The 26,161-nt window shown below is 63.0% G+C and carries 24 protein-coding genes; 3 read left to right on the forward strand and 21 right to left on the reverse strand.

Going from position 1 to position 26,161, the window contains the following annotated elements; genetic code table 11:
* Positions 1-108: 108 nt before the first annotated feature.
* From BSG19_RS01280 to BSG19_RS01315, 7 genes are all read right to left on the reverse strand, one after another.
* Positions 109-1,242: a Gfo/Idh/MocA family protein gene (locus tag BSG19_RS01280; RefSeq protein WP_092934161.1), complete on the reverse strand. Its 1,134-nt coding sequence runs from the start codon at positions 1,240-1,242 to the stop codon at positions 109-111.
* Positions 1,243-1,273: 31 nt separating this feature from the next.
* Positions 1,274-2,035 (reverse strand): sugar phosphate isomerase/epimerase family protein, encoded by a 762-nt coding sequence (locus BSG19_RS01285; RefSeq protein WP_092984121.1) that lies wholly within the window; start codon positions 2,033-2,035, stop codon positions 1,274-1,276.
* A 53-nt stretch (positions 2,036-2,088) separates the two neighbouring features.
* Positions 2,089-4,542, reverse strand: a complete 2,454-nt coding sequence (locus tag BSG19_RS01290) for a beta-mannosidase (protein WP_092984123.1) — start codon at positions 4,540-4,542, stop codon at positions 2,089-2,091.
* Between the two features lie 194 nt (positions 4,543-4,736).
* Positions 4,737-5,825 (reverse strand): ABC transporter ATP-binding protein, encoded by a 1,089-nt coding sequence (locus tag BSG19_RS01300; RefSeq protein ID WP_092984127.1) that lies wholly within the window; start codon positions 5,823-5,825, stop codon positions 4,737-4,739.
* A gap of 5 nt (positions 5,826-5,830) precedes the next feature.
* A complete protein-coding gene (locus tag BSG19_RS01305) occupies positions 5,831-6,775 on the reverse strand; it encodes a carbohydrate ABC transporter permease (RefSeq protein WP_092984129.1) in 945 nt (314 codons plus the stop codon).
* A complete protein-coding gene (locus BSG19_RS01310; protein WP_092984131.1) occupies positions 6,768-7,694 on the reverse strand; it encodes a carbohydrate ABC transporter permease in 927 nt (308 codons plus the stop codon). The genes BSG19_RS01305 and BSG19_RS01310 overlap by 8 nt, the downstream gene beginning before the upstream one ends.
* Before the next feature lie 191 nt (positions 7,695-7,885).
* Entirely contained in the window at positions 7,886-9,121 is a 1,236-nt protein-coding gene (locus tag BSG19_RS01315) for an ABC transporter substrate-binding protein (RefSeq protein ID WP_092984133.1), read from the reverse strand.
* Positions 9,122-9,602: 481 nt separating this feature from the next.
* On the opposite strand from BSG19_RS01315, the gene BSG19_RS01320 reads away from it, so the two are divergent.
* Positions 9,603-10,646, forward strand: a complete 1,044-nt coding sequence (locus BSG19_RS01320) for a LacI family transcriptional regulator (protein ID WP_280142389.1) — start codon at positions 9,603-9,605, stop codon at positions 10,644-10,646.
* Between the two features lie 124 nt (positions 10,647-10,770).
* Here the strand turns inward: BSG19_RS01320 and gndA are convergent, their stop codons facing one another.
* A complete protein-coding gene (gene gndA, locus BSG19_RS01325; RefSeq protein ID WP_092984135.1) occupies positions 10,771-12,210 on the reverse strand; it encodes an NADP-dependent phosphogluconate dehydrogenase in 1,440 nt (479 codons plus the stop codon).
* Between the two features lie 279 nt (positions 12,211-12,489).
* On the opposite strand from gndA, the gene BSG19_RS01330 reads away from it, so the two are divergent.
* Positions 12,490-12,903 (forward strand): polyketide cyclase, encoded by a 414-nt coding sequence (locus BSG19_RS01330; protein WP_092984137.1) that lies wholly within the window; start codon positions 12,490-12,492, stop codon positions 12,901-12,903.
* Positions 12,904-13,035: 132 nt separating this feature from the next.
* Here BSG19_RS01330 and BSG19_RS01335 read toward each other — a convergent pair whose 3' ends face one another.
* From BSG19_RS01335 to BSG19_RS01395, 13 genes are all read right to left on the reverse strand, one after another.
* Positions 13,036-13,755 (reverse strand): PAS domain-containing protein, encoded by a 720-nt coding sequence (locus tag BSG19_RS01335; RefSeq protein WP_092984139.1) that lies wholly within the window; start codon positions 13,753-13,755, stop codon positions 13,036-13,038.
* 242 nt (positions 13,756-13,997) lie between these two features.
* Positions 13,998-14,951, reverse strand: coding sequence for a lipid A biosynthesis lauroyl acyltransferase (locus tag BSG19_RS01340; RefSeq protein WP_092985469.1), 954 nt, complete (start codon positions 14,949-14,951; stop codon positions 13,998-14,000).
* A 10-nt stretch (positions 14,952-14,961) separates the two neighbouring features.
* Complete coding sequence (locus BSG19_RS01345; protein ID WP_092984141.1) at positions 14,962-15,990, reverse strand: zinc-binding dehydrogenase; 1,029 nt, start codon at positions 15,988-15,990, stop codon at positions 14,962-14,964.
* Positions 15,991-16,034: 44 nt separating this feature from the next.
* The gene (locus tag BSG19_RS01350; protein WP_092984143.1) at positions 16,035-17,318 is read right to left on the reverse strand and encodes a beta-ketoacyl-ACP synthase; all 1,284 of its coding nucleotides are present in this window, start codon (positions 17,316-17,318) and stop codon (positions 16,035-16,037) included.
* Positions 17,315-18,532 carry a beta-ketoacyl-ACP synthase gene (locus tag BSG19_RS01355; RefSeq protein WP_092984145.1) on the reverse strand — a complete coding sequence of 406 codons (1,218 nt, stop codon included), beginning with the start codon at positions 18,530-18,532 and terminating at the stop codon, positions 17,315-17,317. The genes BSG19_RS01350 and BSG19_RS01355 overlap by 4 nt, the downstream gene beginning before the upstream one ends.
* Before the next feature lie 4 nt (positions 18,533-18,536).
* The gene (locus BSG19_RS01360) at positions 18,537-19,043 is read right to left on the reverse strand and encodes a 3-hydroxyacyl-ACP dehydratase FabZ family protein (protein WP_092984147.1); all 507 of its coding nucleotides are present in this window, start codon (positions 19,041-19,043) and stop codon (positions 18,537-18,539) included.
* Positions 19,044-19,229: 186 nt separating this feature from the next.
* Positions 19,230-19,508: an acyl carrier protein gene (locus BSG19_RS01365; RefSeq protein ID WP_062592716.1), complete on the reverse strand. Its 279-nt coding sequence runs from the start codon at positions 19,506-19,508 to the stop codon at positions 19,230-19,232.
* 135 nt (positions 19,509-19,643) lie between these two features.
* Positions 19,644-20,084 (reverse strand): L,D-transpeptidase, encoded by a 441-nt coding sequence (locus BSG19_RS01370; RefSeq protein ID WP_092984149.1) that lies wholly within the window; start codon positions 20,082-20,084, stop codon positions 19,644-19,646.
* Positions 20,085-20,184: 100 nt separating this feature from the next.
* Positions 20,185-21,159 (reverse strand): adenosylcobinamide-phosphate synthase CbiB, encoded by a 975-nt coding sequence (gene cbiB, locus BSG19_RS01375; RefSeq protein ID WP_092984151.1) that lies wholly within the window; start codon positions 21,157-21,159, stop codon positions 20,185-20,187.
* The gene (cobD, locus tag BSG19_RS01380; RefSeq protein WP_092984153.1) at positions 21,159-22,160 is read right to left on the reverse strand and encodes a threonine-phosphate decarboxylase CobD; all 1,002 of its coding nucleotides are present in this window, start codon (positions 22,158-22,160) and stop codon (positions 21,159-21,161) included. The genes cbiB and cobD overlap by 1 nt, the downstream gene beginning before the upstream one ends.
* Positions 22,157-23,482, reverse strand: a complete 1,326-nt coding sequence (locus tag BSG19_RS01385) for a cobyrinic acid a,c-diamide synthase CobB (RefSeq protein WP_092984155.1) — start codon at positions 23,480-23,482, stop codon at positions 22,157-22,159. The genes cobD and BSG19_RS01385 overlap by 4 nt, the downstream gene beginning before the upstream one ends.
* Positions 23,479-24,300, reverse strand: coding sequence for a uroporphyrinogen-III C-methyltransferase (cobA, locus tag BSG19_RS01390; protein WP_092984157.1), 822 nt, complete (start codon positions 24,298-24,300; stop codon positions 23,479-23,481). Before cobA ends, BSG19_RS01385 begins: the two co-directional genes overlap by 4 nt.
* The gene (locus BSG19_RS01395; protein ID WP_348272112.1) at positions 24,297-24,917 is read right to left on the reverse strand and encodes a cobalamin biosynthesis protein; all 621 of its coding nucleotides are present in this window, start codon (positions 24,915-24,917) and stop codon (positions 24,297-24,299) included. The genes cobA and BSG19_RS01395 overlap by 4 nt, the downstream gene beginning before the upstream one ends.
* Before the next feature lie 360 nt (positions 24,918-25,277).
* On the opposite strand from BSG19_RS01395, the gene BSG19_RS01400 reads away from it, so the two are divergent.
* Positions 25,278-26,063: a TSUP family transporter gene (locus BSG19_RS01400; protein WP_092985473.1), complete on the forward strand. Its 786-nt coding sequence runs from the start codon at positions 25,278-25,280 to the stop codon at positions 26,061-26,063.
* Positions 26,064-26,161: the final 98 nt, after the last annotated feature.

Below are 26,161 nucleotides of genomic sequence, written 5' to 3' on the forward strand. Positions count from 1 at the left end.
GCGTGATGTATTCATATGAAGCGGACGCGGTGCCACGAGTCCCTTCGCCCCGCCTGGCGGGGAGAAGGTCCCGGCAGGGGGATGAGGGGTGGCCCTGACCGTCGCCGTCTACCGCAGAAGTGCCCGCGCCGCCTCGATGCCGAGCGGGGCCGGCTGGGTGCAGGTGGTGGTGAGATCGACGAACCGTCCCTCGTCGCCCGATTTCAGGATCGACACCATGACATCGACGCCGTGGAGCGTGCGTTCCAGCGAGCAGCGAGGGTCACGGCCGTCGGTGATGGCCTGCGCCATATCGGCGAGACCGGCCGTGCGGTAATTTGCGAGCGGCCCTTGCGGATGTTCCTGGTTCTCGACCGAGAACGGGTGATCCCAACGGTCGACTGGCGAGATTTCCTTGCCTTTGCCACTCACCTCGACCTTGCCGCCGAAGAAGTTGGGGTCCGGCACATAAAGCGAGCCCTCGGTGCCGTACAGTTCCATATTGCCATGACGATGCGACCAGACATCCCAGCTCGCCGTCAGCGTCACGGTGGCACCGCTGTGGAATTCGAGCAGCGCGTGGATGTTCGTCGGCGTCTTCACCGGAATGACCTGCCCCTTGCGCGGCTCGCTCAGGATGGTGCGGGTCTTCGCGGCCTTGGAGGCCAGCGCCGCAACCCGCTTGACCGGCCCGATGAGGTTGATGAGGTTTGCGACATAATACGGCCCGAGATCGAGCACGGGACCGGCACCCGGCAGGAAGAAGAAATCCGGGTTCGGATGCCACATTTCCATGCCGGGGCTCATGACATGGCAGGTGCCGGAGGTCACGCGACCGATGCGACCGCTATCGACCTGGGCCCGCGCCAGCTGATGCGCGCCGCCGAGGAACGTATCCGGCGCGCAGCAGACGGTAAGACCTTTCGATGTCGCAAGCGAGCGGAGCTCCTCGCCCTGCTCCAGCGTCAGCACGAGCGGCTTTTCTGAGTAGACGTGCTTGCCGGCCTCGAGGATGTGTTTCGAGACAGGGAAATGCGCATCCGGGATCGTCAGATTGACGACGATGTCGATATCGGGATTGGCGAGAAGCTCGTCGATCGATTGTGCCTTGACCCCATACTCGCCGGCGCGCGTTTCGGCCGCTGCCGGGTTGATATCCGCGCATGCGCGGATCTCGATGCCCTTGAACAGAGGCGCGAGCCGGAAATAGGTGGTGGAAATATTGCCGCATCCGATGATGCCGACGCCGAGATCCTGTGTCATGACGTGTGCTCCTTTGAAAAGGTCGTGCGTGTCAGAATGTCTTGATGGAGGCGATGGAGCGTTCGGCAAGGCGGGCAAGATCGCTCGGATTGTCGTGCTCGACGATGTAGATTTTGGCTGGCGTCGAGGCGAGACGGGCGTAAAGGCCCTTCCAGTCGACCGTTCCGTGCCCGACATCCGCCCAGCCGTCCTCGTCCGCGTTCTCGCCGGCCGGTGCGATGTCCTTGACGTGAACCGCCGTAATGCGGTCGGCATATCGGTCGATCCAGGCCAGCGGATCGGCGCCGCCGCGTATGACCCAGGCAATGTCGGCTTCCCATTCCAGATCCGGACCGCCATCGAAAATCAGGTCCATCGGGACGGTGCCGTCCGGCAGTGCCGCAAATTCGAAGTCGTGATTGTGCCAGCCGAAGCCCAGTCCCGCTGCCCGGACCTTCTCGCCAGCCTTCTGCAGGCGGGCGCCGAACGCCTTCCAACCCGCAGCGTCCGTCGGCCGGTTTTCCGGCAGGAGATAGGGGCAGTAGATCGTCTGTATGCCCAGCATCTTGGCCACCTCGATGGCGCGTTCCGGGTTGTTCTCCAGCATGTCGAGGCTGAAATGGCCGGTCGGCATCGTCAGTCCGTTCCGATCGAGATCCGCCTTCAGCGCCTTCACAGCGCTGTCGTCATGATCGCCATACAGCGCACCGTAGCCTTCGACCTGGCTGTAGCCGGCCTTGGCCACGAGATGCAGGGCATCCGAGAGCGGGGGGAAGTTGCGGGCTGTGTAGAGCTGAAAGCTGAGCGGTCTCATGGGCATGTCCTTCTTCAAAAATGCAGGTCGGTCTCTGGCTCTGTCGATCAGCGTCAGCCGGCCGCGGATTGCAGGTCGTAGGCGGTAAAGACCGGCGACGGGCCCTCACCCGGCGTCGATGGCGTGAAGCGAACCGTGCGGCTGGTCCCCGCCGTCAGGTCGAAGGCATTGTCGCTGAAGCGACCGGAAATACCGGCCTCGATCATGACGTGGAGGGCAAGGCCTTGTGCGGAAACGGTGACATCGATGCCGCCACAGGCATCGCCGGCGACTGCAGACGTCGTCAGCGTCAGGCCGGACGGTTCGAGATCGAGCGCCTTGTAGGTGCCGGTCACATGATGGCCGGCGCCGTGAGAACCGTCTGAAGCTTCGAAGGTCCAGAAGAGCAGCATGCCTTCCGGGATATCGGCAGCGGGAATCGCAGTCAGCGTCGCGGCGCGATCGGGCGGGCATGTGCCGCTTGCGGCCAGCAGCGGACGGCGTTCCCCTGATGTCGACACGAGGAAGGTCTGAACCTCGACGCTGACGGCCTCACGCGTGTCGTTGACCATCGAGATCGCAATCGCCTTCCCATCGTCCGACGGGATAGCGGCGACGGCGACCGGCTGGAAGAAGCGCCGTACCATGTAATGCATGGCCTTCCAGCTGCCGCCATAGTCGAGGCTCGACCAGGATGCGACGGGCCAGGTGTCGTTGAGCTGCCAGTAGAGCGTGCCCATGCAATGAGGTTTGAGCGACCGCCAGAACTCGACCGCCGTCTTGATGGCGAGCCCCTGCTGGATCTGGCTGAGATAGACGAAGCTCGAAAAATCCTTGGGGAAGCGGAAATAGCGGAACATGGTGCCCGCGATCCGCTCGTTGCCACCGGCGTTCTTCTGATGGCTCTCCATCACCGGCGAGGCGATATTGAGGTCCTTGGGGGCGGCGAATTCGTGGATGACGGGCATCGAGGTGTAGGACTGGAAGCCGAACTCGGAGCAGAAGCGCGGGCGCACGGTGCGGTAATTGTCGAACGACTTGTTTTCGTGCCAGACCGACCAGTAGTGCATGTCGCCCGCACCGTCTGCGTGCCATGCATCGCCAAAGTTCAGAGGGCCGACGGCCGGGCTCGATGGCCACCAGATCAGGTCCGGTGCTGCCTGTTTCAACGTGGTCTCGATGGTGCGGTTCAGGCGATCATAGGAGACGAGATAGCGGTCGCGATCCCTGCGGCTCTCCTCGAACCAGGTCAGCGCACCGACAAGCTCGTTATCGCCGCACCAGAGCGCAATCGAGGGATGCGACGACAACCTCCGGACCTGATCGTCCACCTCGGCCGCAACGTTTTCGAGGAAATCAGCGGTCGAGGGATAAAGATTGCAGGCGAACATGAAGTCCTGCCAGACCATAAGGCCCAGCCGGTCGCAAAGATCGTAGAACCAGTCCGGCTCGTAGAAGCCGCCGCCCCAGACGCGGATCATGTTCATATGCGCGTCGACAGCCGACTGTAGAAGATCCTCGACACCGGCCTGCGTGACGCGTGAGAACAGAGCGTCTGCCGGAATCCAGTTCGCACCCCGACAAAAGATCTCGACGCCATTGACCCGGAAGGCAAAGCGGCTACCGGCCTCGTCCGGATCTGTCAGAAGTTCGATTCTGCGGAAACCGATGGTCTTGCGGACCTGATCGCCGCCAACGGACACGACGAGACGCGACAGCGGCTGGTCTCCGCTGCCCGCCGGCCACCAGAGGTTCGGCTGGCGGACAGGAAAGACATGCTCGACCGTGTTCGTGCCTTTGGCAAGATCCACATCGATCGTCTGCCGGGTGCCGTCGAGGTCGAAGCTGACGGACGCATGTCCGACCGTGGTTGCGAAGAGAGCGACGGTAACGACGAGATCGACCGAACCGTCCTCATGCCAATCCTGCCGCGTCGTCACGTGCTCGATCCGCGCTTCCGCCAGCCGCTTGAGGAGCGGCGGTTCGTAGACGCCGAGGGGCGCGATGGCGATGTTCCAGTCCCAGCCGAAATGGCACTGGACCTTGCGCAGCATGCTGCCGTTCGGAATGGGGGAATTCGCCGTGGAATAAGGAATATAAAAGGGTTGCTTCGCCTGCCGCTCCGCGCTCTCGCGGACGGAGGATCTGATGACCAGCCTCAATCGATTGGTGCCGGCGACCAGCTTGCCGGAGACATCGGGGCGGTAGCGCCGGAAACTGTTGTCGGCTTCGAGCACGAGGGCATCGTTGAGGGTGACGTCCACCACCGTGTCGAGCCCGGCGAGGTCGAGATACCAGGAACCGGTGATGTCGCCCAGCTCGAACGTGCGCTCCAGGACCCAATCCTGCTCGGCGACCCACTGCACATCCGCCTCGTTGCGGCCGACATAGGGGTCGGGAATGATGCCGGCTGCAAGCAGCGCGCTGTGGACATCGCCGGGCACCGGCATGGTGAGGGTGTGTTTCGCGTCGAGGCTCGCCAGAGTCCAGGTGCCGGAGAGATCGGTGGTGTGCGTGGTGTTGGTCATTTCGGGTCTCTGCTCGGTCATGTTTGCTACGTCATCGTCCTGCTGCGAGGTCGCTGCCCCTCATCCGGCTGCCGCCAGCTTCTCCCCGCAGGCGGGGAGAAGGGACACGGGAGCGACCTTGAGGCACGTCCCCTCTCCCCGCAGGCGGGGAGAGGGCTAGGGTGAGGGGCTGCGGCACATCAAAGCGCTTGCCATCACAACCGCTGCTCCGTGCCCGAATCGAAGATCGATGCCATGCTCATGTCGATGCCGAGGCGAACCTGCGATCCCGGGGCGTAGCGGCGTGCGCCGGCGATACGCACCGACATCGTCTGCCCGGCGAGCTTCGGCCACAGAAGGTTATCGGCCCCCATCGGCTCCTCGATATCGACCACTGCGGGATGCGCATCGCCACCTGCCGGCACCTCGTCCACAGTGACGTGCTCCGGGCGGATGCCGAGGACGACATTGGTGCCCGCGAGAATAGGCGCGCGCGCCGGATAGGCATCGATGGCGAAATCCACGCCGCCGACATGCACGACCTTGCGACCGCCCTTCTCCTCGACCGTTCCGCGAAAGAAGTTCATGGACGGCGAGCCGATGAATCCGGCGACGAACAGGTTTTCCGGCGCGTTGTAGATCGTCATCGGGTCGGCAAGCTGCTGGATCACGCCGCTTTTCATGACGGCAATACGGTCGGCCAGCGTCAGCGCCTCGATCTGGTCGTGCGTCACGTAGATCATGGTGTTCTTCAGCGACTGGTGCAGCCGCTTGATTTCGACGCGCAATTCGGACCGCAGCTTGGCATCGAGGTTCGACAAGGGCTCATCGAACAGGAACACATCGACATCCCGGACGAGAGCTCGCCCGATCGCCACGCGCTGGCGCTGCCCGCCCGAAAGCTCCGCCGGCTTGCGCTTCAGAAGCGGCTGGATCTGGAGGATCTCGGCGGCGCGGGCGACGCGCTTGTCGATCTCCGGCTGCGGCATCTTTGCGACCTTGAGGCCGAAGGAGAGGTTCTTCTCGACGCTCATCTGCGGATAGAGCGCGTAGGACTGGAACACCATGCCGATGCCGCGATCCTTGGGCTCTTCCCAGGTGACGTTCTTGCCCTTGATGAAGATCTGCCCGTCGGAGATCTCCAGAAGGCCGGCGATGCAGTTCAGCAATGTCGATTTTCCGCAGCCGGAAGAGCCGAGCAGCACGAGGAACTCGCCGTCGCGGATGTCGAGATTGAGGTTCTGGAGTACGGTGACTGCGCCGAAGCTCAGCGACAGATCCTGAATGGAAACGCTTGACGTCATGAGGATCAGCCTTTCACGGCGCCGGCGGCAATGCCGCGCACGAAGAGACGCCCGGAGATGAAGTAGACGATGAGCGGCACCGCGCCGGTGAGCAGCGTGGCGGCCATGTTAACGTTGTATTCCTTCACGCCCTGCACCGAATTGACGATATTATTGAGCTGGACGGTGATTGGATAATATTCGGGCCGGGTGAAGACGACGCCGAAGAGGAAGTCGTTCCAGATGCCGGTGATCTGGAGGATCATGGCGACCACGAAGATCGGCAGCGACATCGGAGCCATGATCCGGAAATAGATCATCCAGAACCCTGCCCCGTCTATACGGGCCGCCTTGAACAGTTCCTCCGGCAGCGAGACGAAGTAGTTGCGGAAAAGGAGCGTCAGGATCGGCATGCCGAAGATCGAGTGGACGATGATCAGCCCCGACAGCGTGCCGTAGATGCCCATTTCGCGCAGGATGATGACGAGCGGGTAGATCATGACCTGATACGGAATGAACGCGCCGATGATCAGGATGATGAAGAAGGTCTCCGATCCCTTGAAGCGCCAGTTGGCGAGCGCATAGCCGTTGATGGAGGCGAGTGCGATGGACGCGATCGTGGACGGCACGGTGATGCGCACGGAATTCCAGAAGCCACGCGACAGGCCGTCGCAATTGAGGCCGGTGCAGGCGCTGGACCAAGCCTTCGCCCAGGGTTCGAAGGTGATCTCGACCGGCGGGGAAAAGATGTTGCCGAGCCGGATCTCCGGCATGCCCTTCAGCGAGGTCACGACCATCACGTAGAGCGGCAGCAGATAGTAGCAGGCAAAGACCAGCAGCGTGCCGTAGACCATGATGTTGGTGCCGGAGAAGGCGCGTGCGGGTCGCTTGCCGCGCGGGCCGGACGCCAGCTGCGGCCTGGCAGCATCGATGGCAACGGCGGTGGTGTTGAGGGAGGCGATATCAGCCACGCTTGCGTCCTCCGAATTCGAGATAGGCCCAGGGAATGATGATGATCGCAACGGTCAGCAGCATCATGGTGGAGGCTGCAAAGCCCTGGCCGAGGTTCTGGGCCTGGAACATGTAGTCGTAGACGTATTTCGCTGGCACTTCGGAGGCGATGCCGGGGCCACCGCTCGTCTGGGCCACAACGAGGTCGTAGACCTTGACGATGCCGGACGCGATGATGACGAGCGTGGTGATGAAGACCGGCCGCATCATGGGAATGACGATGAAGAGATAGGTCTTCCAGGCGGGAATGCCGTCGATGCGCGAGGCTTTCCAGATCTCGCCATCGATGCCGCGCAGACCGGCCAGCATCAGGCACATGACGAGGCCCGTACCCTGCCAGAGCGCGGCGATAAGGATGCCGTACATCACGAGATCCGGATTGTAGAGCGGATCGAAGCGGAAGGACGTCCAGCCGAGCGAGCGGATGACGGACTGGATGCCGAACTCCGGATTGAGGATCCACTGCCAGACGAGACCGGTGACGATGAAGGACAGCGCGAAGGGATAGAGGAAGATCGTGCGGAACGTGTTCTCGAAGCGGATCTTCTGATCCATAAGCGCTGCGAGCAGAAAGCCGATCAAGAGGCTGAAGATCAGCGAGAAGATGCCGTAGATCCCGAGATTGATGATCGACATCGTCCAGCGGGGAGCAGCCCACAGGCGCTCGTACTGGTCGAAGCCGACGAAGCTCATGCGCGGCAGAAGGCGCGAATTGGTGAAGGAATAGAGCACCGTCCAGAGCGTGCCGCCGGCGAAAATGACCACGGCGGTGAGAATCATCGGAATGGACGCGATCTTCGCGCTCATATTTCGGAAATACTGGTTGGGCCGGGTGGATTTCCGGGCCGGTGTGCCAGCTGTCGTCGCTGGAATCGTCATCGGCAAGCGCCTCCTCGTGGGCTCTCCCGAACAGGCAGAGCACGGCAAACAATATGCAAGGGCATGGCGGTCTCCGCCCTTGCAAGGGCCGGAGAATGGATGCGGAAGGTGATCGCTGGGGAGTGCGCCGCCGTCAGCGGAGACGGCGGCGGTCGATCATCGGTGACGGCTGAGGGCCGCCACCTGCCCCGTCACTCGGCGGAAGCGATGATGCTCGCGAGGCGCTTCTGCGCGTCCTCCGGCGTCATGGTCGTGCTCGAGAAGAATTCGGAGAACAGGTCCTCCTTCTGCTTCTGGATATCGGCCGACAGCAGCTCGTCCGTGCTCTTCACGACGTCGCCCTTGGCGAGGATATCGAGCCCTTTCTTCATGCAGTCGTTGGTGGCCGACATATCGACGTCGCCGCGAACAGGCAGAGAGCCCTTCTTGAGGTTGAATGCGACCTGCGTGGCGGGATCGAGGATGGTCTTGGCCAGAACGCTCTGCGCCTCGGACTTTGCCTCGTCGCTCAGCAGCGGGAAATAGAAGGCGTCGCCACCGGTCGAGATCATCGCGTTGACGCCGAGACCGGGAAGGCAGGAATAATCGGTGCCGGCCTTCTGGTTGGCGATCTGGAACTCGCCCTGCGCCCAGTCGCCCATGATCTGCCCGCCGGCCTTGCCGGTGATGACAAGGTTCGTCGCCTGGTTCCAGTCCTGAACGTTGGAGCCCTTTGCCATGCGCCGGGCGTCGTCTGCAGCCTTGAAGATCTTCGCCATGTCAGGGCCGGTCAGCGTGGCCTCGTCCTTGTCGCCATAGGCCTTGAAATAGAAGTCCTTGCCGCCGAGCGAGAGCGCGAGCACGTCGAACAGGCCGGATGACTGCCACGCCTGCCCGCCGAGCGCGAGCGGCACGATCCCCGCCTTTTCGAGCGCCGGTGCGGCGGCAACGAACTCGTCCCAGTTCTTCGGCACCTCGACGCCGGCCGTCTTGAAGGCCGCGTTGGAAAGCCAGAGCCACTGCCACGAGTGGATATTGACGGGAGCGCAGTAGATCTTGCCCTCGATGGTGCAGGCATCGAGAAGGCTGGCGGGCCGAATGACATCTTTCCACTTTTCGGCCGTGGCGACATCGGTGAGGTCGCGCATGAGCCCGGCCTGAACGAGTTCCTCCGCCTGACGACCATGGTTGAACTGCGTGGCGCCCATGGGGTCGCCGCCGGTAATGCGGCTGATCATGATGGGACGCGCCGTGCCGCCCGAACCGGCAATCGCGCCGTCCACCCATTTGTTGCCGGTGGCATCGAACGCCTTGGCCAGTTCCGCAACCGCCGCAGCCTCCCCGCCGGACGTCCACCAATGCGTCACTTCCAGATCCGTGGCATGAGCCGCGCCGAGCGGCAGAACCACACCGGCAGCCAAAATTGCTGCGCGAAAGCCAGTCATCATGAGTCTCCTCCCTCACTGTAACGTTGCCGTAAAAACGTAGCGGATGTCCTCAAAGCACGCAACAGAGCCACCTCGAAATTTTTCGTGACCGCTAAATTTCTACCCTGAGACGTGTGGATTGACGCTAAAGCCGGAGGCATTCTTTCTTTGGTGCGGCGCAACATTGAGCTCAAGATGGATTTCATGCGTTGATTAGGCGTCATTATTCGGGAATTTGCTCAGATAACGCGCATAACGCTGATTTGCAGTGCAGCAGACCGATCTACGGATTTTAACTTTCGCCTGTCGATTGCAACCTGACCAGCATCGCTTCAACGACAATCGCTAACTACTGTATCGTTACAGTTTTTTCGTGTAGGCACAAAGCGTGTGAGATTGGTCAAGCCGGCTTGAAGCGGCTAGGATGATCGGCGACAGGCCGGTGTCAGTGACCGGGACGGAAGGGCAAGCCGCGATGACCGAGAAGACGCGAACTGATGGTTTGCCGGACACGCCGTCACAAACAGGCTCCGCTCATGGCGTGTCTAGCCTCGCCGGAAACGATCGGCCGACGCTCAAGACGATTGCGTTCATGACCGGGCTCGGCATCACCACGGTGTCACGCGCATTGAAGGATGCGCCCGATATCGGAGCGGAAACCAAGGAACGCGTACGCCTCGTCGCGCGGCAGGTCGGCTATCAGCCGAACCGGGCAGGCGTGAGACTGCGCACCGGCAAGACCAACGTCATCAGCCTCGTCCTGTCTCTGGAAGAGGAGATCATGGGCCTCACCAGTCCTATCGTCGTCGGGATATCGGAAGTCCTCGCGGCCACGCCCTATCATCTCGTCGTGACGCCCTACAGCCCCTCGCGGGACGCTCTCGCACCGGTGCGCTATGTCCTGGATACAGGCGCTGCCGATGGTGTCATCATCTCGCGTACGGAGCCGAAAGATGCACGCGTGGCGCTGATGCTGGAGCGAAACTTCCCATTCGCCACCCATGGACGCACGGACATGGGGCTGGCACACCCCTATCACGACTACGACAATGAAGGCTTTGCCTATGCGGCCGTAAGGGCGCTGGTCGAACGCGGGCGCCGTCGCCTCACACTGCTTCAGCCGCCGCAGCACCTCACCTTTCACAGGCATATGCGCCAAGGCTTCGACCGCGCGGTGCGCGACTTCGGCGTCGAAACCATACCGTTCGATACGGTCGATATCGATCATTCCCTGATCGACATCCGCAGCGCTTTCGAAAGCCTGTTGCACGCTGGCGCGGTACCGGACGGTATCGTGTCGGGAAGCGGTGCGGCGACGATCGCACTGATCGCCGCCATCGAAGCGACCGGGCGAAAGATCGGCACCGACCTCGATCTCGTCTCCAAGGTGCCAAGCGACTTCCTCGGCTGGCTGCGGCCGGAGGTCATCACCATGAAGGAAGACATCCGCCACGCCGGCCATGAACTCGCCAAAGCCGTCCTCGCCCGTATCGCCGGGCGATTACCGGAAGACCTCCAGAGCCTCAGCAGGCTGGAAGGGTCGTAGCGCTAAAGCGAGTATAGCGGAATTAGTGACCGCGTAACGCAATGGCACGCTTCCGCAAATCGTGAGAAAGGCCGCGCGATGTCTGTCGCGCGGCCCTTCTTCGTGAAGCGTTCGATGCTTGAGGTCAGGAGCGTTCGGCGACGAGACCGCTGCCCCAAGGCCCGTGATGCGAATCCTTGCCGTCCGTGCGGTCGTAGCCATGCGCGCCGAAGTAATCGCGCTGGGCCTGGATCATATTCGCCGTACCACGAGCGCGACGATAGCTGTCGAAATAGCCGAGCGCCGAGGCAAGGGCCGGAACCGGCAGCCCGCCGAGAACGGCGGCGGAAACGACGCGGCGAAGCGGACCGTCGGTTTCCTTGACCATGGCGGCGAAGGCCGGGGTGACGATGAGGTTTGCAACATCCGGAGATTCGGTGAATGCCTTGGTGATCTCGTCGAGGAACTGCGAGCGGATGATGCAGCCGGCGCGCCAGATGCGGGCGATCGTCGGCATCGGCAGGTTCCAGCCGAACTCGCGGGACGCCGCCGCCATGACCGCGAAACCCTGCGCATACGCGCCGATCTTTGCAGCAAGCAGCGCATTTTCGAGGTCGGCAAGGAAGGACGCCTTGTCGCTGATCATCAGCGGCGGCACATCCGGCAGGCCGAGGATCTTCTCGGCAGCCTCGCGCTCGGCCTTCATCGACGACAGGCTACGCGCGGCAACGGCCGCCTCGATGCCGGTCGCCGGCACGCCCATGTTCTGCGCCTCGATCACCGACCACTTGCCGGTGCCCTTCTGGCCTGCCTTGTCGAGGATGACATCCACGAGTGGGCCTGAACCGAGCTGATCCCCGGCACGCAGCACGATTTCGGAAATCTCGATCAGGAAGGAGTTCAGACGCCCCTTGTTCCAGGTCGCGAAAACCTCGGCGATCTCGGCGGCGCTCATCTTCAGCCCGTCGCGCAGGATACCGTAGATCTCGGCAATCATCTGCATGTCGGCATATTCGATACCGTTATGGATCGTCTTGACGAAGTGACCCGCGCCGTTCTCGCCAAGCCACGCAACGCATGGGTCGCCTTCATAGCGGGCAGCGATCGAGGTCAGGACCTTTTCGACACGCTTCCAGCTTTCCTCGAGGCCACCGACCATGATGGACGGACCATGGCGAGCACCTTCCTCGCCCCCCGACACACCCATGCCGATGAAGGTCAGGCCGCTGTCCTTGAGAGTATCGAAACGGCGCATCGTGTCGCGGAAGTTCGCGTTGCCGGCATCGATCATGATGTCGTGCGCTTCGAGATGCGGCTTGAGGATCTCCATCTGCTGATCGACGGCTTCGCCAGCCTTGATCATGATGATGATCGGCCGCGGCGGCTTGATCGCCGCAACGAACTCTTCAATCGTTTCGCACGGGATGATGCGATCCTTCAGATCGCCTGCCTCTTCGTAGAATTCTTTCGTGCGCTCGACCGTGCGGTTGAACACCGCGATCGTGTTGCCCTTTTCGGCAATGTTGAGCGCGAGGTTGGACCCCATGACGCCGAGCCCGATTAGGCCGATTTCCGCCTGTGCCACGTATATGCCTCCATTAGATCCTGGAACGCGGAAAAGCCGGTCATCGGCGGGGCGTTCCATTGATGTGCCGTACCCGCAGTGCCGACCGTTGCAGTCGGATGCCGAATGGGTCAACGCCGCAAGTTTTGGCACCGGAAAGCGTGAACCACAAGACAATGTTGACGTTCAGAGCTACATTTCGTGCTTGATGGCTGCGGATGGGACGACACCGCGGAAACCCGGCGCAAGAAGGGCCGCAGTACCCTGGCGAAAGTGCCGGGAGAACGGAAGGGAGCGAAAATGACGATGAGCGTGCGAACCGTCGAGGTCGTCATCGAGCAGGCTGCGGATGCGGTCTATGCCTATGCGAGTCGCCCGGAAACGATGCCGCTCTGGGCCTCCGGGCTGGCGAGCGGGCTGCGGCCCGCCGAAGATCACTGGATTGTGAGCGGGCCGCTCGGTACCGTCAGGGTTTTCTTTACACCGGTCAATGATCTGGGCGTGATGGATCATACCGTCGTCACGGAAACGGGCGTCACAACCTATAACGCCTTCCGCGTGATCCCGAATGGCGAGGCAGCCATCGTCCTGTTTACGCTTGTGCAGCAGACCGGCACGGACGACGCCAGCTTCGCCCGTGATATCGACTGGGTACGGAAAGACCTGACGAGACTGAAGGCCATTCTGGAGGAAGACACAAGCGAGACGGCCTGAACCACCAGAAGGCTCTGCCGGGCATTTCCGGTGAACACCGGCTCACCGGAAGTACCCTGGTCTTTTGTTTTTGTCGCATTATCCGACGCCGAAGCGATGACGCTTCGGCTGAAAATGCTCTCGGTCGTTCCTTCAGGCCGCGATGGCGCGCCGACGATTGGCGAGTTCCTGATAGACGACGATGGCGCCGATGATCTGCCCCGTCGATGTGCGACACGGCGTCAGGCGGGACCGAAACACCATCGTCCGACCATCGATATCGCGGGAATATGTGGTGTCCACCGACTCACCGCCAAAGCAGCGGTCGAGTCGCGGCTTCAGATTGTCTTCAAAGAACTGAAGTCCGGCAAACTCCAGAATTGTCCGGCCGATCAGGGATAATGGCGTTTGATCGAGGCTCTGCGCATGCAGAACATTGGCATAGAGATAGCGGTAATCCGGCGTGACGACGCAGACCCGGTCCGGCAGGCTGTCGAGAATGGCCTCGTTCAGCAGGCCCTCGTCTTCCCGGATCTTCGGAAGCGAGATGGTAGATGCCGGGGCAATGAACGGATCCCGCACCACCAGATTTCCGGTTCCCGCCTCGACCAGATAGCGCTCGGTGAGAGCGGCCAACGCGTTGCTGTGTCGCATGACATTGGAGCAGTCGCCGGCTTCCTTTTTCAGGAGATCCAGCAGGAACTGGAACTGAAGACGAGCATCGGCAACCGTGGTTGCGCGCTCGCTCTCGATCGCCTTCAGAAGCGGGTCGATCTCCTTGTCGAGCACGTCGATCAGCACGGTTTCACCGCCTGTCACCGCCTGCTGAATCTGGCTGTATTTCACCCAGAACAAATCGACCAGCGTCTTCACGACCTTATCCCCACATACATGCGTCACCGCAGACAGACGACGAATGTCTATTCCGACAGCACGACCACCATGTCTAACGAAACGCCCAGACGTGCGCGATTTTACTCTACACACGCGTCAGGTTCGTTCAACCGCTCCTTCGCAGTATCATGAATTTGATATGTCTTATTTACAATTCAGGTTTGCATCAGTACCTGTTCCGGAAGGAATGACTGAAGCGGCTGGGCGCTGCGCGCCGCAATCTACATCTTGGTGTTCGTCTCGCGGGCGAGCCTGCGCTTCACCTGCCAGCGGTCATGATACCAAAGCCATTGCCCGGGATATTCCCGCACCCAACGTTCCACCGTGTCGTTCAGCAGTTGCGCGGTGGCTTCGACATCCACACTTCCACCTTCCTTGCGTGGGATGGTGACGGCAGGTTCGATTTCGAGACGGAATCGATTGCCGGGCAAACGGATGCAGCGGGCCGGATAGACCTCGCAGCCAAACTGCCGCACGAGCTTTGCAAGCAGCGGATTGGTCTTGACCGGCTGGCCGAAGAACGTGGTGTTCAGGCCCTTCTTGAATTTTTGATCGACCAGAACGCCGATCCCCTGCCCTTCATCCAGCTTGCGCGCCAGTGTGAAGGACGATCCGGCGTGAGACGGCACCAGCGTTCCCATGCGCCTGGCGCGGAAATCATAGACCTTCTTGGCCATGGTCGCGTTGTTCGGCGGGCGAAAGAGCACGGTGACATCGAGACCGAATGCGGATCCCGCAACCGGCAACATCTCGAAACTGCCGGTATGGCCCGTGAAGACGATGAAAGGGCGCGGATTATCCCTGAGGTCGAGGAAGATCGGCGCGCCGATCACCTCCACCCGGCTCGGCGTAGCGCGTGCCGGATCGTAGTCGAACAACCGGTCGAGGAAGACGTATTCCGCCGCCAGCCTGCCGATAGACCCCCAGCTTTCCAACGCGATCGTCTCGATCTCGCTCTCGCTCTTTTCCGGAAAGGCAGCGCGCAGGTTGGCAAGCGTCAGCAGATGACGCCCGCGCATGAAGCGCGGCCCTGAAAACCGCGCAACACGGTCCATGAAATTCAGGGCTGTGTCGGGCGGCAGGAGTTTCAGCAGCATCAGCGGCAGAAAGGCCAGTTGCGCCACGATCCAATCGCTCGCGTGCCGGTAAAACAGAACGAGCCGCGTGATGAGAATGCGCACCGGATCAGTCCAGCCGCAGGACGATCTTGCCGAACACCTGGCGACCTTCCATGCGCTCCAGAGCGCGATCGATGTTTTCGAAGGTCACTTCCGTATCGATCACGGGATGAACGAGGCCGCGCGCCATCTTCTGCATGGCGTCGGCCATGTTCTCCATGCGGCAACCGAACGAGCCGATCAGCTTCAGCTGCTGCTGGAACAACATCATAAGGTTCATGTCGGCGGACACGCCGGAGGTGGAGCCACAGGTGACGAGACGCCCGCCCCGCTTCATGCAGAGCATGGAGCCGGCCCAGGTATCCTTGCCGACATGCTCGAACACGACATCGACGCCCTTCTTCTTCGTCAGCTTGCGCACCACGCCTTCAAAGCGGTCGATGCGGTAGTTGATGACGTGATCGGCGCCAAGCGCCTTGGCCTTCTCGATCTTGTCGTCGGAGCCGACCGTGGTGATGACGGTGCAACCGATCTTCTTGGCGAGCTGGATTGCGGCCGAGCCGATGCCGGAACCGCCGGCGTGAATGAGGATCGTTTCACCCGGCTCGAGCTTGGCATTGTCGAACAGCATGTGTTCCACCGTACCGAAGGTGACGGGTGCGAGCGCGGCTGCCACGGCATCGACGCCGGGCGGTGCGGGCACCAGCAGGCGGGCGGGAAGATTGACCTTTTCCTGTGCGAAACCATCCAGATGGAAGCCGTGAACGCCGCTCACATGTTCGCAAAGATTGTCGCGGCCCTCGCGGCAGGGACGGCAGAGGCCGCAGGTGCGGGCGCCATAGATCGACACCAGCTGACCGGGAAGGACGTTTGCCACGCCCGGCCCGATGGTCTCGACCACGCCGGCAGCCTCGGCACCGATGACGAGCGGCATCTTGCGCTTGGCGAAGGCCATGCCTCGCCAGCCCCAGACGTCGATATGGTTGAGTGCGACCGCCTTGACGCGCAGCGTCACTTCGCCCGGGCCCGGTGCGTCCGGTTCCGGCAGATCCGTGACTTCAAGCTTCCTGTCATCGATCAGTTGCAGCGCGCGCATGGTCTTTTCCTTATCGTTTTCGCGAGGTGGTGAAGCCGCCTGCCTCAGGCAGGTTCGGCCGTCATGACCAGGCTTGCATTCTGCCCGCCGAAGCCGAAGGAGTTGGAGAGCACGGCGGTCACCTGCGCATCGCGCTTGACGTTCGGCACCACATCCAGGGCAATGGCCGGATCGGGATTCTGGTAATTGATGGTCGGGGGCAGCGTACCCGTGAGGATCGTCTGAAGCGAGAAGACAGCTTCGACAGCGCCGGCCGCGGTCAAGGTGTGGCCGATCATCGACTTGTTCGAGGAGACCGGAATGCGGGCAAGTCCTTCGCCGAAGACCGCCGACATCGCGCCGTATTCCATCTTGTCGTTCTCGGGCGTCGATGTGCCGTGCGCATTGACGTAGCCGATATCGCTCTCGGCGATGCCGGCATCGGCAAGTGCGGCGCGGATCGAGGCGATGGCAGGACCGCCATCCGGCGAGGAGCGCGTGCGGTGGAAGAGATCGGCCTTCTCGCCGCACCCCTTGAGAATGCCCAGCACCTTGGCGCCGCGCGCAATAGCGGCTTCGAGCGATTCGAGCACGAGCGTGGCCGCACCTTCCGCGATCACGAAGCCGTCGCGGTCGCGCGTGAAAGGCTTGGACGCCTTCTCCGGCGGATCGTTCTGGGTGGAGAGAGCCGAGAGCAGCGAGAAACGGATCAGCGCTTCCGCACTCACCGAACCATCCGTTGCGACCGTCAGCGCACGCGTCGTGCGGCCCTGCCGGATAGCCTCGACGCCGAGCTGGATGGCGGTCGCGCCCGAGGCGCAGGCGGTGGACAGGGTGACCGGCAGGCCACGCGTTCCGAACCGGTCGGACAGACGCTCGGAGATCGCGCCGAACAGGGCGGCTTCATAGAAGACGGGATCGGCCTTCTCCCGCATGGCGGCGAGGAAACGGTTATAGGCGTCGGCGGGTTTTTCGGACGGTGGCGAGCGGTCGGCCAGCGCAAAGCGCGCACTCCATTCCGGCTCGATCGGCGGCGCCGCGAGAAACAGCGGGCCATCGAAATCACCGGAAATGCCGGCCTGCGCCAGAGCTTCCAGCGTCGTCTCACGCGCCATGGCGTAGGAGCGCTCGACCGAGTTTTCATTGGGCACGTCGATGAAATCCACTGTTCCGCAGATCCGTGTCGACAGGCCGTCCGTCGGGAAGCGGGTGATCTTGTGGATGCCGGACACGCCGCCAGTCAGCGCGGCCCAGTTGTCCTCGAGACCCTGGCCGAGCGACGTGATGACGCCCATGCCGGTGACGGCGATCAGCGGACGGCCCAGGTGGTCCCTATAGGCATTTGTCATGACGAATGCTCCTCTGCACCGGCTTTGGCATGCGCTGTGAGTACGGCGATCCCCTCGCCTCGGCCGTGACCGAGCGTCGTGACGATGGCGTGCTTCGGCGCACGCGTCATGGATGGCTCCGACGGATCGAAGGGCGGCACGACGGCACCGGCATCGAGAGCAAGCGCAGCCAGCGCAAGACCCAGCGGAAACTGCGCCTCGATCGCGTGCCCGACGGCGCCGCTATAGCCACGCACCGCCGCATTCGGGAACCGCTTCTCGATCCATGTCCGCTCCTGCGCGGCGAGATCGGCAAGGCCGCTGGCGCCGGAAAAGACGATGGTATCCTCGGCGGGAGCCAACTCGCTCAGCTGGTCCAGCCGACGTTCGAGCTTGCCCTCATTTCGGTCGCCGCGATCGCCGCCGACGGCGTCGATGGTCGCATAGATCCGCGCGCCGCGGTTTTCAGCATGTTCCCGCGACTCAAGCACCAGAAAGGCGCCGACGGAACCCAGAATGATGCCACCGCCCTCGCCCTGTGCGCGCGACCACAGCGGAAGCCAGGGACCGGTCGCGTGCGCCTGAAGCGCTTCCACGAGCAGGATGATATCCAGCCGCTCGGCCGACAGCGCACCGCCGACAAGCGTATGGCTCGACTGGCCTGCCTTGATGCGGGCAAAGGCGGTCTCGACGGCGGAAATACCGGCGGCCTCCTCGCCCATGAAGGTGCGGGAGGAACCCGTGACCTTGTGAACGATCGAGATATTGCCGGCCATCAGGTTGGAAAGCTGCGCGAGGAACAGCGTCGGGCGCAGTTCCGTCGTCAGTTTCTCGTTCAGCAGATGTTCGCGATCGTTGCGTTTCAGGCCTTCGTCAACGATCAGACTGTCGACCGCGATATCGCGCTCGCCGCCGCCGGCCGCGACGATCATGTCCATCGTGCCGCATGCGTCCGTATCGTCTTTCAGGCCGGCATCGTCGAGCGCGAGGCCCGCGCTGAAGACGCCGAGGCGCTGCCAGTTCTCCATCTGCCGCTGGTCGCCGCGCTTGGCGATCTGTGCGGACCAGTCGATGACAGGCAGCGGGTGCACGGGATAGGGTGCGAAGCGCTCCGTTTCCACAACCACCGCCGGCGCTTCGCCTGCCGTCAGCATAGCGACATGCGGCGCGACGCCTACACCCTGGCTTGTGACGATCCCCACCCCGGTGATCACGACATCGTTGGCGGCCTTCATGCGGTCACTCCTTGGGCGATTCTGGGGGCAGGTCTGGGGATGCCTGAGCAGCCAGCGCGGCCGTCAACCCGACTTCGTCAGCCCGCTTGCGGACGATGGGACCGAGCGGCACCTGATCGAACGGAACGGTCCGCAGTTTCAGCTGGGCATCGGCGATACGCTTGCCGGCGGACGAAATCTTCGCCTTCGTGACGGCAAAGCCGGAACCGTCGTGCTCCAGCACGACATCGATGTCGAGCACGGCTTCGGGCTCCACGAAAGACCGCATCTTCGCGCCGTCCACGGTCATCAGGAAGGGCATTGCGGCGAAATCGGTGACGGCGAGCACAAGGAAACCGGAGGCCTGAGCCATCGTCTCGATGAGGAGAACGCCGGGCACGAGCGGATATCCGGGAAAATGACCTTCGAAAACCGGGCTCTGCGCCGGCACGACGGATCTGGCGCGCAGCGTCTTCGCCGTCATGTCGACCGCCTCGACACTGTCGATCATCTGGAAATATTCAAGCAGCATATAACATCATCCGCTTACCACCTTCATGCCCGTGTCGGGCGACCCGCAACGGGCATTCGGGACCGGTGACGGCGGCGCCCGGACATTGCGTTCGAGGCCGTCAGGTAGAAACGGCGATGCCGCCTGTCAAGCGCGCAAGAGCGGCGTCAGGCGGCATCGCGGAACGGGTGCAGTTGGAAAGGCCGATCAGGCCTTGGCAGCGCGCAGTTCGTCGATCTTGGCGCAAAGGTTCTTCAGAACGAAGTATTCCTCGGTCGAGGCCTTGCCTTCATTGACGTCCTGCGTCCACTTTTCCAGCGGAATCTTGATGCCGAATTCCTTGTCGATCGCAAACACGATATCGAGGAAATCGAGGCTGTCGATGCCCAGATCGTCGATCGTGTGGCTCTCCGGCGTGATCGTCTCGCGATCGATCTCGCTGGTTTCTGCAATGATATCGGCGACCTTGTCGAATGTAGCTGTCACGCGCGGACCTCTTTGAGTGGCAAGTTTTGCCGAAGCTATAGGGTAACTGCGCAGGAAAAGCCAATGGCCTTGCGGCCATGCAGGGATTTTTGCGCAGCCCTGTTGCTGAAAGGACCGCGTTGCAGCATGGCGACGTCAGTCGTCGATGATGATGCGCGTGTTGTTCAACCCGGCCTGGCTCGCCAACGTAAAGAACGCGGCGGCATTGCGAGGATGCAGCCGCACGCAGCCGTGAGATGCGGGTCGCCCGAGTCTCTTCAGATCGAAGGTCGCGTGGACGGCATAACCGCCGTTGAAGAAGACGGCGAAGGGCATGGGCGCATCATTATACTTCCGCGAGCGGTGATTGCGCGACAGCCATTTCGCGCTCCAGCTGCCCTGCGGGGTAACGTAGCCGCGTCGCGCCGTGGACACCTGCCACTCGTGCAGGACGATTCCGTTTTCGCTGACCGTCATGGTCTGGCTGGCGAGGCTGACGCGGGCAACGAGCGTCGCAGCCCCTGCCGTGTCCGGAATGACCGACATTCCCAAAGTCATGCACGATACCGCGACGGCGGCAAGAAAAAGACGACGCATTCCATCCCCCTGACGTGTCGCAACGACACGATGTCCCCAATGCGCACCACACTACCGCAGGAGGAAGGAGAAAGGCTTAAACCGCAGCGGAAACAGATCGTTAAAATAGATGCTGAAATACGGCGGCGGAAACAACGGCGGCGAGCGCCAGCGTCCAGGCTGAATGGAAGACGTTCACCCCACGCAGAACATCTTCAACTGTGGCGACCGGGCGCCCGGCGGCATGCATCATCGGCTCCTCGACCCTGGAACCGGCATAAAGGCGCGGACCCGCAAGCTGAACATCCAGCGCACCGGCCATCGCCGCCTCCGGCCAGCCGGAGTTGGGCGAGCGGTGAAGCCCGTGATCGCGCAAGGCGACGGACAGTGCATCCCGCCCTGCCCGCTGTCCGAGCCGCCACCATGCTCCACCTGCTATCAGCAGCATCGACAGCCGCGCGGCCGGAAGGTTGGCGAGATCGTCCAGCCTTGCCGAAGCCCAGCCGAAGTGGAGATAACGCTCGGTCTTGTGGCCGATCATCGAATCGGCCGTGTTCAGCATCTTGTAGGCGAGCAGGCCCGGAAGCCCGCAAACCGCATACCAGAAGAGCGGCGCGACAACCCCGTCCGAAAAGTTCTCGGCCAGGCTCTCGAGTGCGGCCCGGCAGACGCCGGCCTCATCGAGGCTGTCGGGATCGCGCCCGACGATCATCGCGACCGCGCGCCGTCCGCCGGCAAGCCCGCCCTCGCGCAGGCCGGTGGCGACGCGCAGCACATGATCCGACAGGCTCTTCTGCGCGAGGAAGATCGCGACGATCAAGGCCTCGATGAGGGCGCCCGCAAGACCGAGTGACAACAGCACGGCATGGATGAGAAGGCCGATCACCGAGGACAGCAGAAGCAGCCCCGAGATCGCAACCACGCCACGCCTCCGAAGCCGCGAGCCGCTGAGATGCGACCGGTTCAGCCACCGTTCACAGGCGCCGATGGCCGTACCGAAGAGGACGACCGGATGCGGCAGGCGCCGCCAAAGCCAATCGGGATCGCCGACGATACGGTCTATCGCAAGACCGGCTGCGAGAATGACGAGGTGCATCAGCCGGCAACCTTGCAAAGCGCATCGAGCAGCCGGATGTCGGATGCCGGATCAGGCGTAAGCCCTAGCCGCACCCAGCGCGGTGCGTAATCGAAGCTGCGCGTCAGGATATGGTGCTGGCAGAGGGCGTGCCGAAGAGCGGCGCCATCGGCGACCTCGATGAGCGAGAACAGATGCGTGCCGCCAAACGTACGGACACCGGCCTTCGACAGAACGCCGTCCAGCCCGGCCTTGCGCTCGGAGATCCTTGAACGAAGCCCGTCGATATCGCCATGCAAAAGCTGCTCTGCAACCGCAAGTGCCGGGCCGGAAACGGCCCAGGGTCCCAGCGCGGCGGCAAGCATCTCCAGCACGAGGGGTGCGGCCATGACGAAGCCGAGACGGATGCCGGCATATCCAAAGACCTTGCCGAAGGAGCGGAAGACGATGAGGCCGGGATGGGCGAACGCCTCTCCGGCGACACTGTTTCCCGACATCCCGTCGCCGAAAGCTTCGTCTACGACCAGCCGTCCGCCCTGCGCGGCCATGTGGCGGGCTAGATCCAACAGCGTATCGCGCGGCAGAACGCGTCCCGTCGGGTTGTTCGGGTTTACGATAACGGCGAGACCGTGATCAGGGCGAAGTTCGCCGATATCCGCGATTTGATCGACGGGGAAGCCGGCGAGCGTAAACACCCGCTGATACTCGCCATAGGTCGGCCCGAGAATCGCTACAGGGCACCCCGGCGTGGCGAGAGCGGGCAATTGCTGGATGACGGACTGCGTGCCCGGCACGGCCAGCGGCCGGCCATTGCCTGTTCCGTAGAAGACACCCGCAGCCCTCTCGGTCCGCTTCACGAGATCCGCATCCGGCAGACGGTGCCAGGCGGATACGGGAATGTCCGGCAGCGGCGGTGGGCAGGGGTTGATGCCGGTGGAAAGGTCCAGCCAGTCGGCTGCCGCACCGCCATATTGCGCGATGGCTTGCGCCAGACCGCCGCCATGCTGGATCGGCGCGGTCATGCGGGCTTCACAGGATTGTGTTCCGGCGCGCGGTCGATCAGGTGCATGAAGGAGCCGGCAACCGTGCCAGTGCGCAGGCCAGCCATGCCGAGCGAGGTGCCCGCGGCATCCTCGACCGCAAACAGCGGTGCGGCATCGCCTTCCGAAACGATCGTCGCGTAGTGGAACTCATGCGCCATCATCGGCTTGAAGAAGCCCGTTTCGTCCAGCGGCCGGATGCGACGGTAACCGAGATGGCGACGGCGCTCTGCGAAACTGGTGGTCAGCGGCAGGAGGCCGAGCATCGGGTAGCGCTCGCCCGACGCATCGACCAGCCCCTCACCGAGCGTCATGTAGCCACCGCACTCGCCGAAAATTCGCGCTTTTCGTGCGGCTGCAGCCTGCATCCCTGCGCGAAACGTTTCCGCCGAGGACAACGTCTGCGCATGCAGTTCCGGATACCCCCCCGGGAGATAGACGGCATCGGCATCATCCGCCGGCGCCTCGTCGGCCAGCGGTGAGAAGAAGGAGAGAGCGGCGCCCGCCGCGTGCCATCCGTCCAGCAGATGCTGATAGGCGAAGGCAAACGCCACGTCGCGCGCGATCGCGATTCGCGATCCGAGCGGGTCAAGAGCGACGACCTGTTCTGCGGGAGGCCGAGCCGGTCGGGCCTGCGCACCGAGCGCCGCAAGCGCGGCGAGATCGCAACCCGCCTCGACAGCGTCGGCCGCGTGATCGATGAAGAGATCGAGGCCGCCATGCTCGCCGGCCTGAACAAGTCCGAGGTGCCGCTCGGGCAAGGCCAAGCCGGGATCGCGACCGATAACGCCGAGCACGGGCATGTCGATCGATGCCAGTGCGCCGCGCAGCATGGCTTCGTGCTTTGGGCTGCCGACCTTGTTGAGGATGACGCCAGCGAGCCGCACGTCGGCGCGGAACCGGGCATAGCCGGACACGAGTGCCGCCACCGACTGTGCCATGCGGCCGCAATCGACCACCAGCACCACCGGCAGACCGAGAGACGCTGCGAGGTCGGCCGGTGCGCCGGTGCCATCCATTGCCGCATCGAAAAGGCCCATCATGGCCTCGATGACCAGAAGACCGCCATCGTTGCGCGCGCGGAAGGCCTGCGCATCGAGCAAGGCGGGACGCATCGCCCACGGATCGTAGTTGACGCACGCGATGCCGCAGGCTGCCGTGTGGAAAGCTGGATCGATATAATCAGGGCCCGCCTTGCCCGGCGACACCGCGACACCGTGCCGACTGAGCGCACGCAAAAGGCCAAGGGTGATCGTGGTCTTGCCGGAACCGGAGGATGGGGCGGCGATCAGGATGCCGCTCATGCCGAGCGTTCCGTCGACAATACCCCATCGGCCTGCGCCGAGCCGAGCCAATCGAGAACGGGACGCAGCCGGACCACTTCTCCCAGCACGACGATGACAGGTGGCGAAATGCCGGCGGATGCGGCATCGGCGGCGGCCTGCCCGAGGGTGGTTTCAAGAACCGACTGGCGGGACGTTGCCGCATGGCTGACGAAGGCCAACGGCTCATCCGGCGCGCGGCCGGCGGCCAGCAGGTTCGCGGTGATCTCGCGAATATGCTTCATGGCCATATACATGACGATGACGGGCGACCCCTTGGCAACGCTCGCCCAGTCCACACGATCCGGCACGAGGCCCGAGGAGTCGTGGCCGGTCAGAAAGGTGACGACATGGGTGATATCGCGATGGGTGACGGGGATGCCGGCATAGGCGAGACCACCGATGCCCGCCGTGATGCCGGGAACGACCCGGAAGGGAATGCCGTGCTCGACCAGCACCAGCGCCTCTTCTCCCCCGCGACCGAAGACGAAGGGATCGCCACCCTTCAGCCGGAGCACCCGCTTGCCCTCCCGGGCGAGCGCGACAAGGCGCAATGAAATATCCAACTGCTTCGGCGAAGGCTTGCCGCCGCGCTTGCCGGCAAATTCCAGAACGGCGCCGGGCCGCGCAAGAGACAGGCAGGCGGCATCCACCAGCGCATCATGCACGATCACATCCGCCTGCCGCAGTGCATTGACCGCATGCAACGTCAGCAAACCGGGATCGCCCGGCCCCGCACCGACGAGCCAGACCGCGCCCGGCGCCATCAGCGGCAGGCCTGCAAAAAGGAAATCGCTCATCCCGCCAGCTCCAGGGCTGGAAAGGATGAATCAATATGGGAAGTTGCGGCCGAACCGGTTGAAGACAAGGCGGCAAAGATCTGTTTCGACTCGGCTTCCACAACGGCAGCGGTTGCCTGTCGAGAGGCGCGCTTCGCCACCACCAGCCGCCCGGCGATCCCGGCAGCGGCGAGCGCGGATGCCTCCGCAACGCTGTGGCATCCGGTCAGGCGGAAGACGTCTAACGACGGCGTCAGGATGCGCGGCGTCTCTTCTTCCAGCCGGGTGGCATCGAACGTCAGGAGCGGAACCGCGAATGCATCGGCAACGGCAAGGATCGCAGGCTCGGCAGCGCGAGCATCGAGCGATGCGATGGCGTTCAGCGGCAGTGCAGGGTAACCGGCCTCTGTCAGCACGGCGCGAGCGAGATCGAGGACATCGGCAACGGATGCACCCGGCCGGCAACCAAGGCCGAGGATCAGCCCACGCTCCATCGTTTCACCGCTCATGGTCGTTCCACGCTCTTCGCTGCAGGTCGCCTGAGCCTTGGAGGAGGCGAGCAGGAAACCGCGTTTCAGATCCTGCAGAGATGCGGCGATCGATGAAGACCCCGCAGACCGCAGTCGCGCAGACGCCATGCGACCGGGATCTCTCCTCGGTCGAGGCCTCGACAGCTCCGGCATGAGCCCCCGATCAGGGTCGGCCGCACCGGACGCGTTTTCAGCCCGAACCGGGCGCCGTCGCATGACAGGTCTTCTACAAGAGATTTGCGCAGACCGGAATTGCTTATGAAGATGTCGTGACAAAATCAGCTCTTTCGGTTCTGACCGTACCGGACGACCGCGCGACGGGGGGCAAGTGTCATCGTCGCCAAGATGCTGCTTGCCCGCCGGCTCTTCCCTTTCAAGGCCGGCTCTGCCAAAGAGCGTGTGCGCCTGCGCCCGGAGCGCGCGCTTCCCGGAATACTCCTCTGCCGGCGACACGGCCCAAGGTCCATCGTGCACGATCTCGCGTTTCATCTGATCCTTTTCCTGTTTCTCGCGGCCTTCATCGCCGGCTTCATCGACAGCATCGCTGGCGGCGGCGGCATGATCACCGTACCGGCCATGCTGCTCGCAGGCCTTCCGCCGCTGGAAACGCTCGGCACCAACAAGCTCCAGTCGCTGTTCGGCTCGGGCTCGGCCAGTCTTGCCTATGCAAGGGCCGGCCATGTGGACCTGAAAAGCCAGCTGCCCATGGCGCTCCTGTCGCTTGCCGGCGGCGCGGTGGGCGCCATGGTGGCGACCGTCGTGCCGGGGGACGTGCTTCGCGCCGTGCTTCCGTTCCTGCTCATCGGCATCGCCCTCTACTTCGCGCTGAAGCCGAACGTCGCCGATCTCGACCGCACCCAGCGCATCACGCCTTTCGTCTTCGGCCTCACCATCGTGCCCGCCATCGGCTTCTACGACGGCATCTTCGGGCCCGGCACCGGCTCCTTCTTCATGCTGGCCTTCATCGCGCTTGCCGGCTTTGGCATTCTCAAGGCGACGGCGCATACCAAGCTCCTCAATTTCGGCTCCAATATCGGCGGCTTTCTCGTGCTTGCCTGGTACGGCGTCGTTCTGTGGAAGGTCGGGCTGATGATGGGCGTCGGGCAGTTTGCCGGTGCGCAGGTCGGCTCGCGCTTCGCCATGAAGCGCGGCGCCAAGATCATCAAGCCGCTGCTGGTCATCACCTGCATCGCGCTCGCCATCCGCCTGCTCGCCGACCCGGCGCATCCGGTCAGGCTCTGGCTCGGTTTCTAAAGCGCATCGCGATCTTTCAGATTCGCTCCCTGCACTTTAGGTCCTTGTTTTGCGCATGTCGTCATCGCAAAATCGCTGCACACTTTTGCGCGACATGC

It is taken from the genome of Rhizobium sp. NFR03 (genome assembly GCF_900111275.1).
In the GTDB taxonomy this organism is placed as follows: Bacteria; Pseudomonadota; Alphaproteobacteria; order Rhizobiales; family Rhizobiaceae; genus Ferranicluibacter.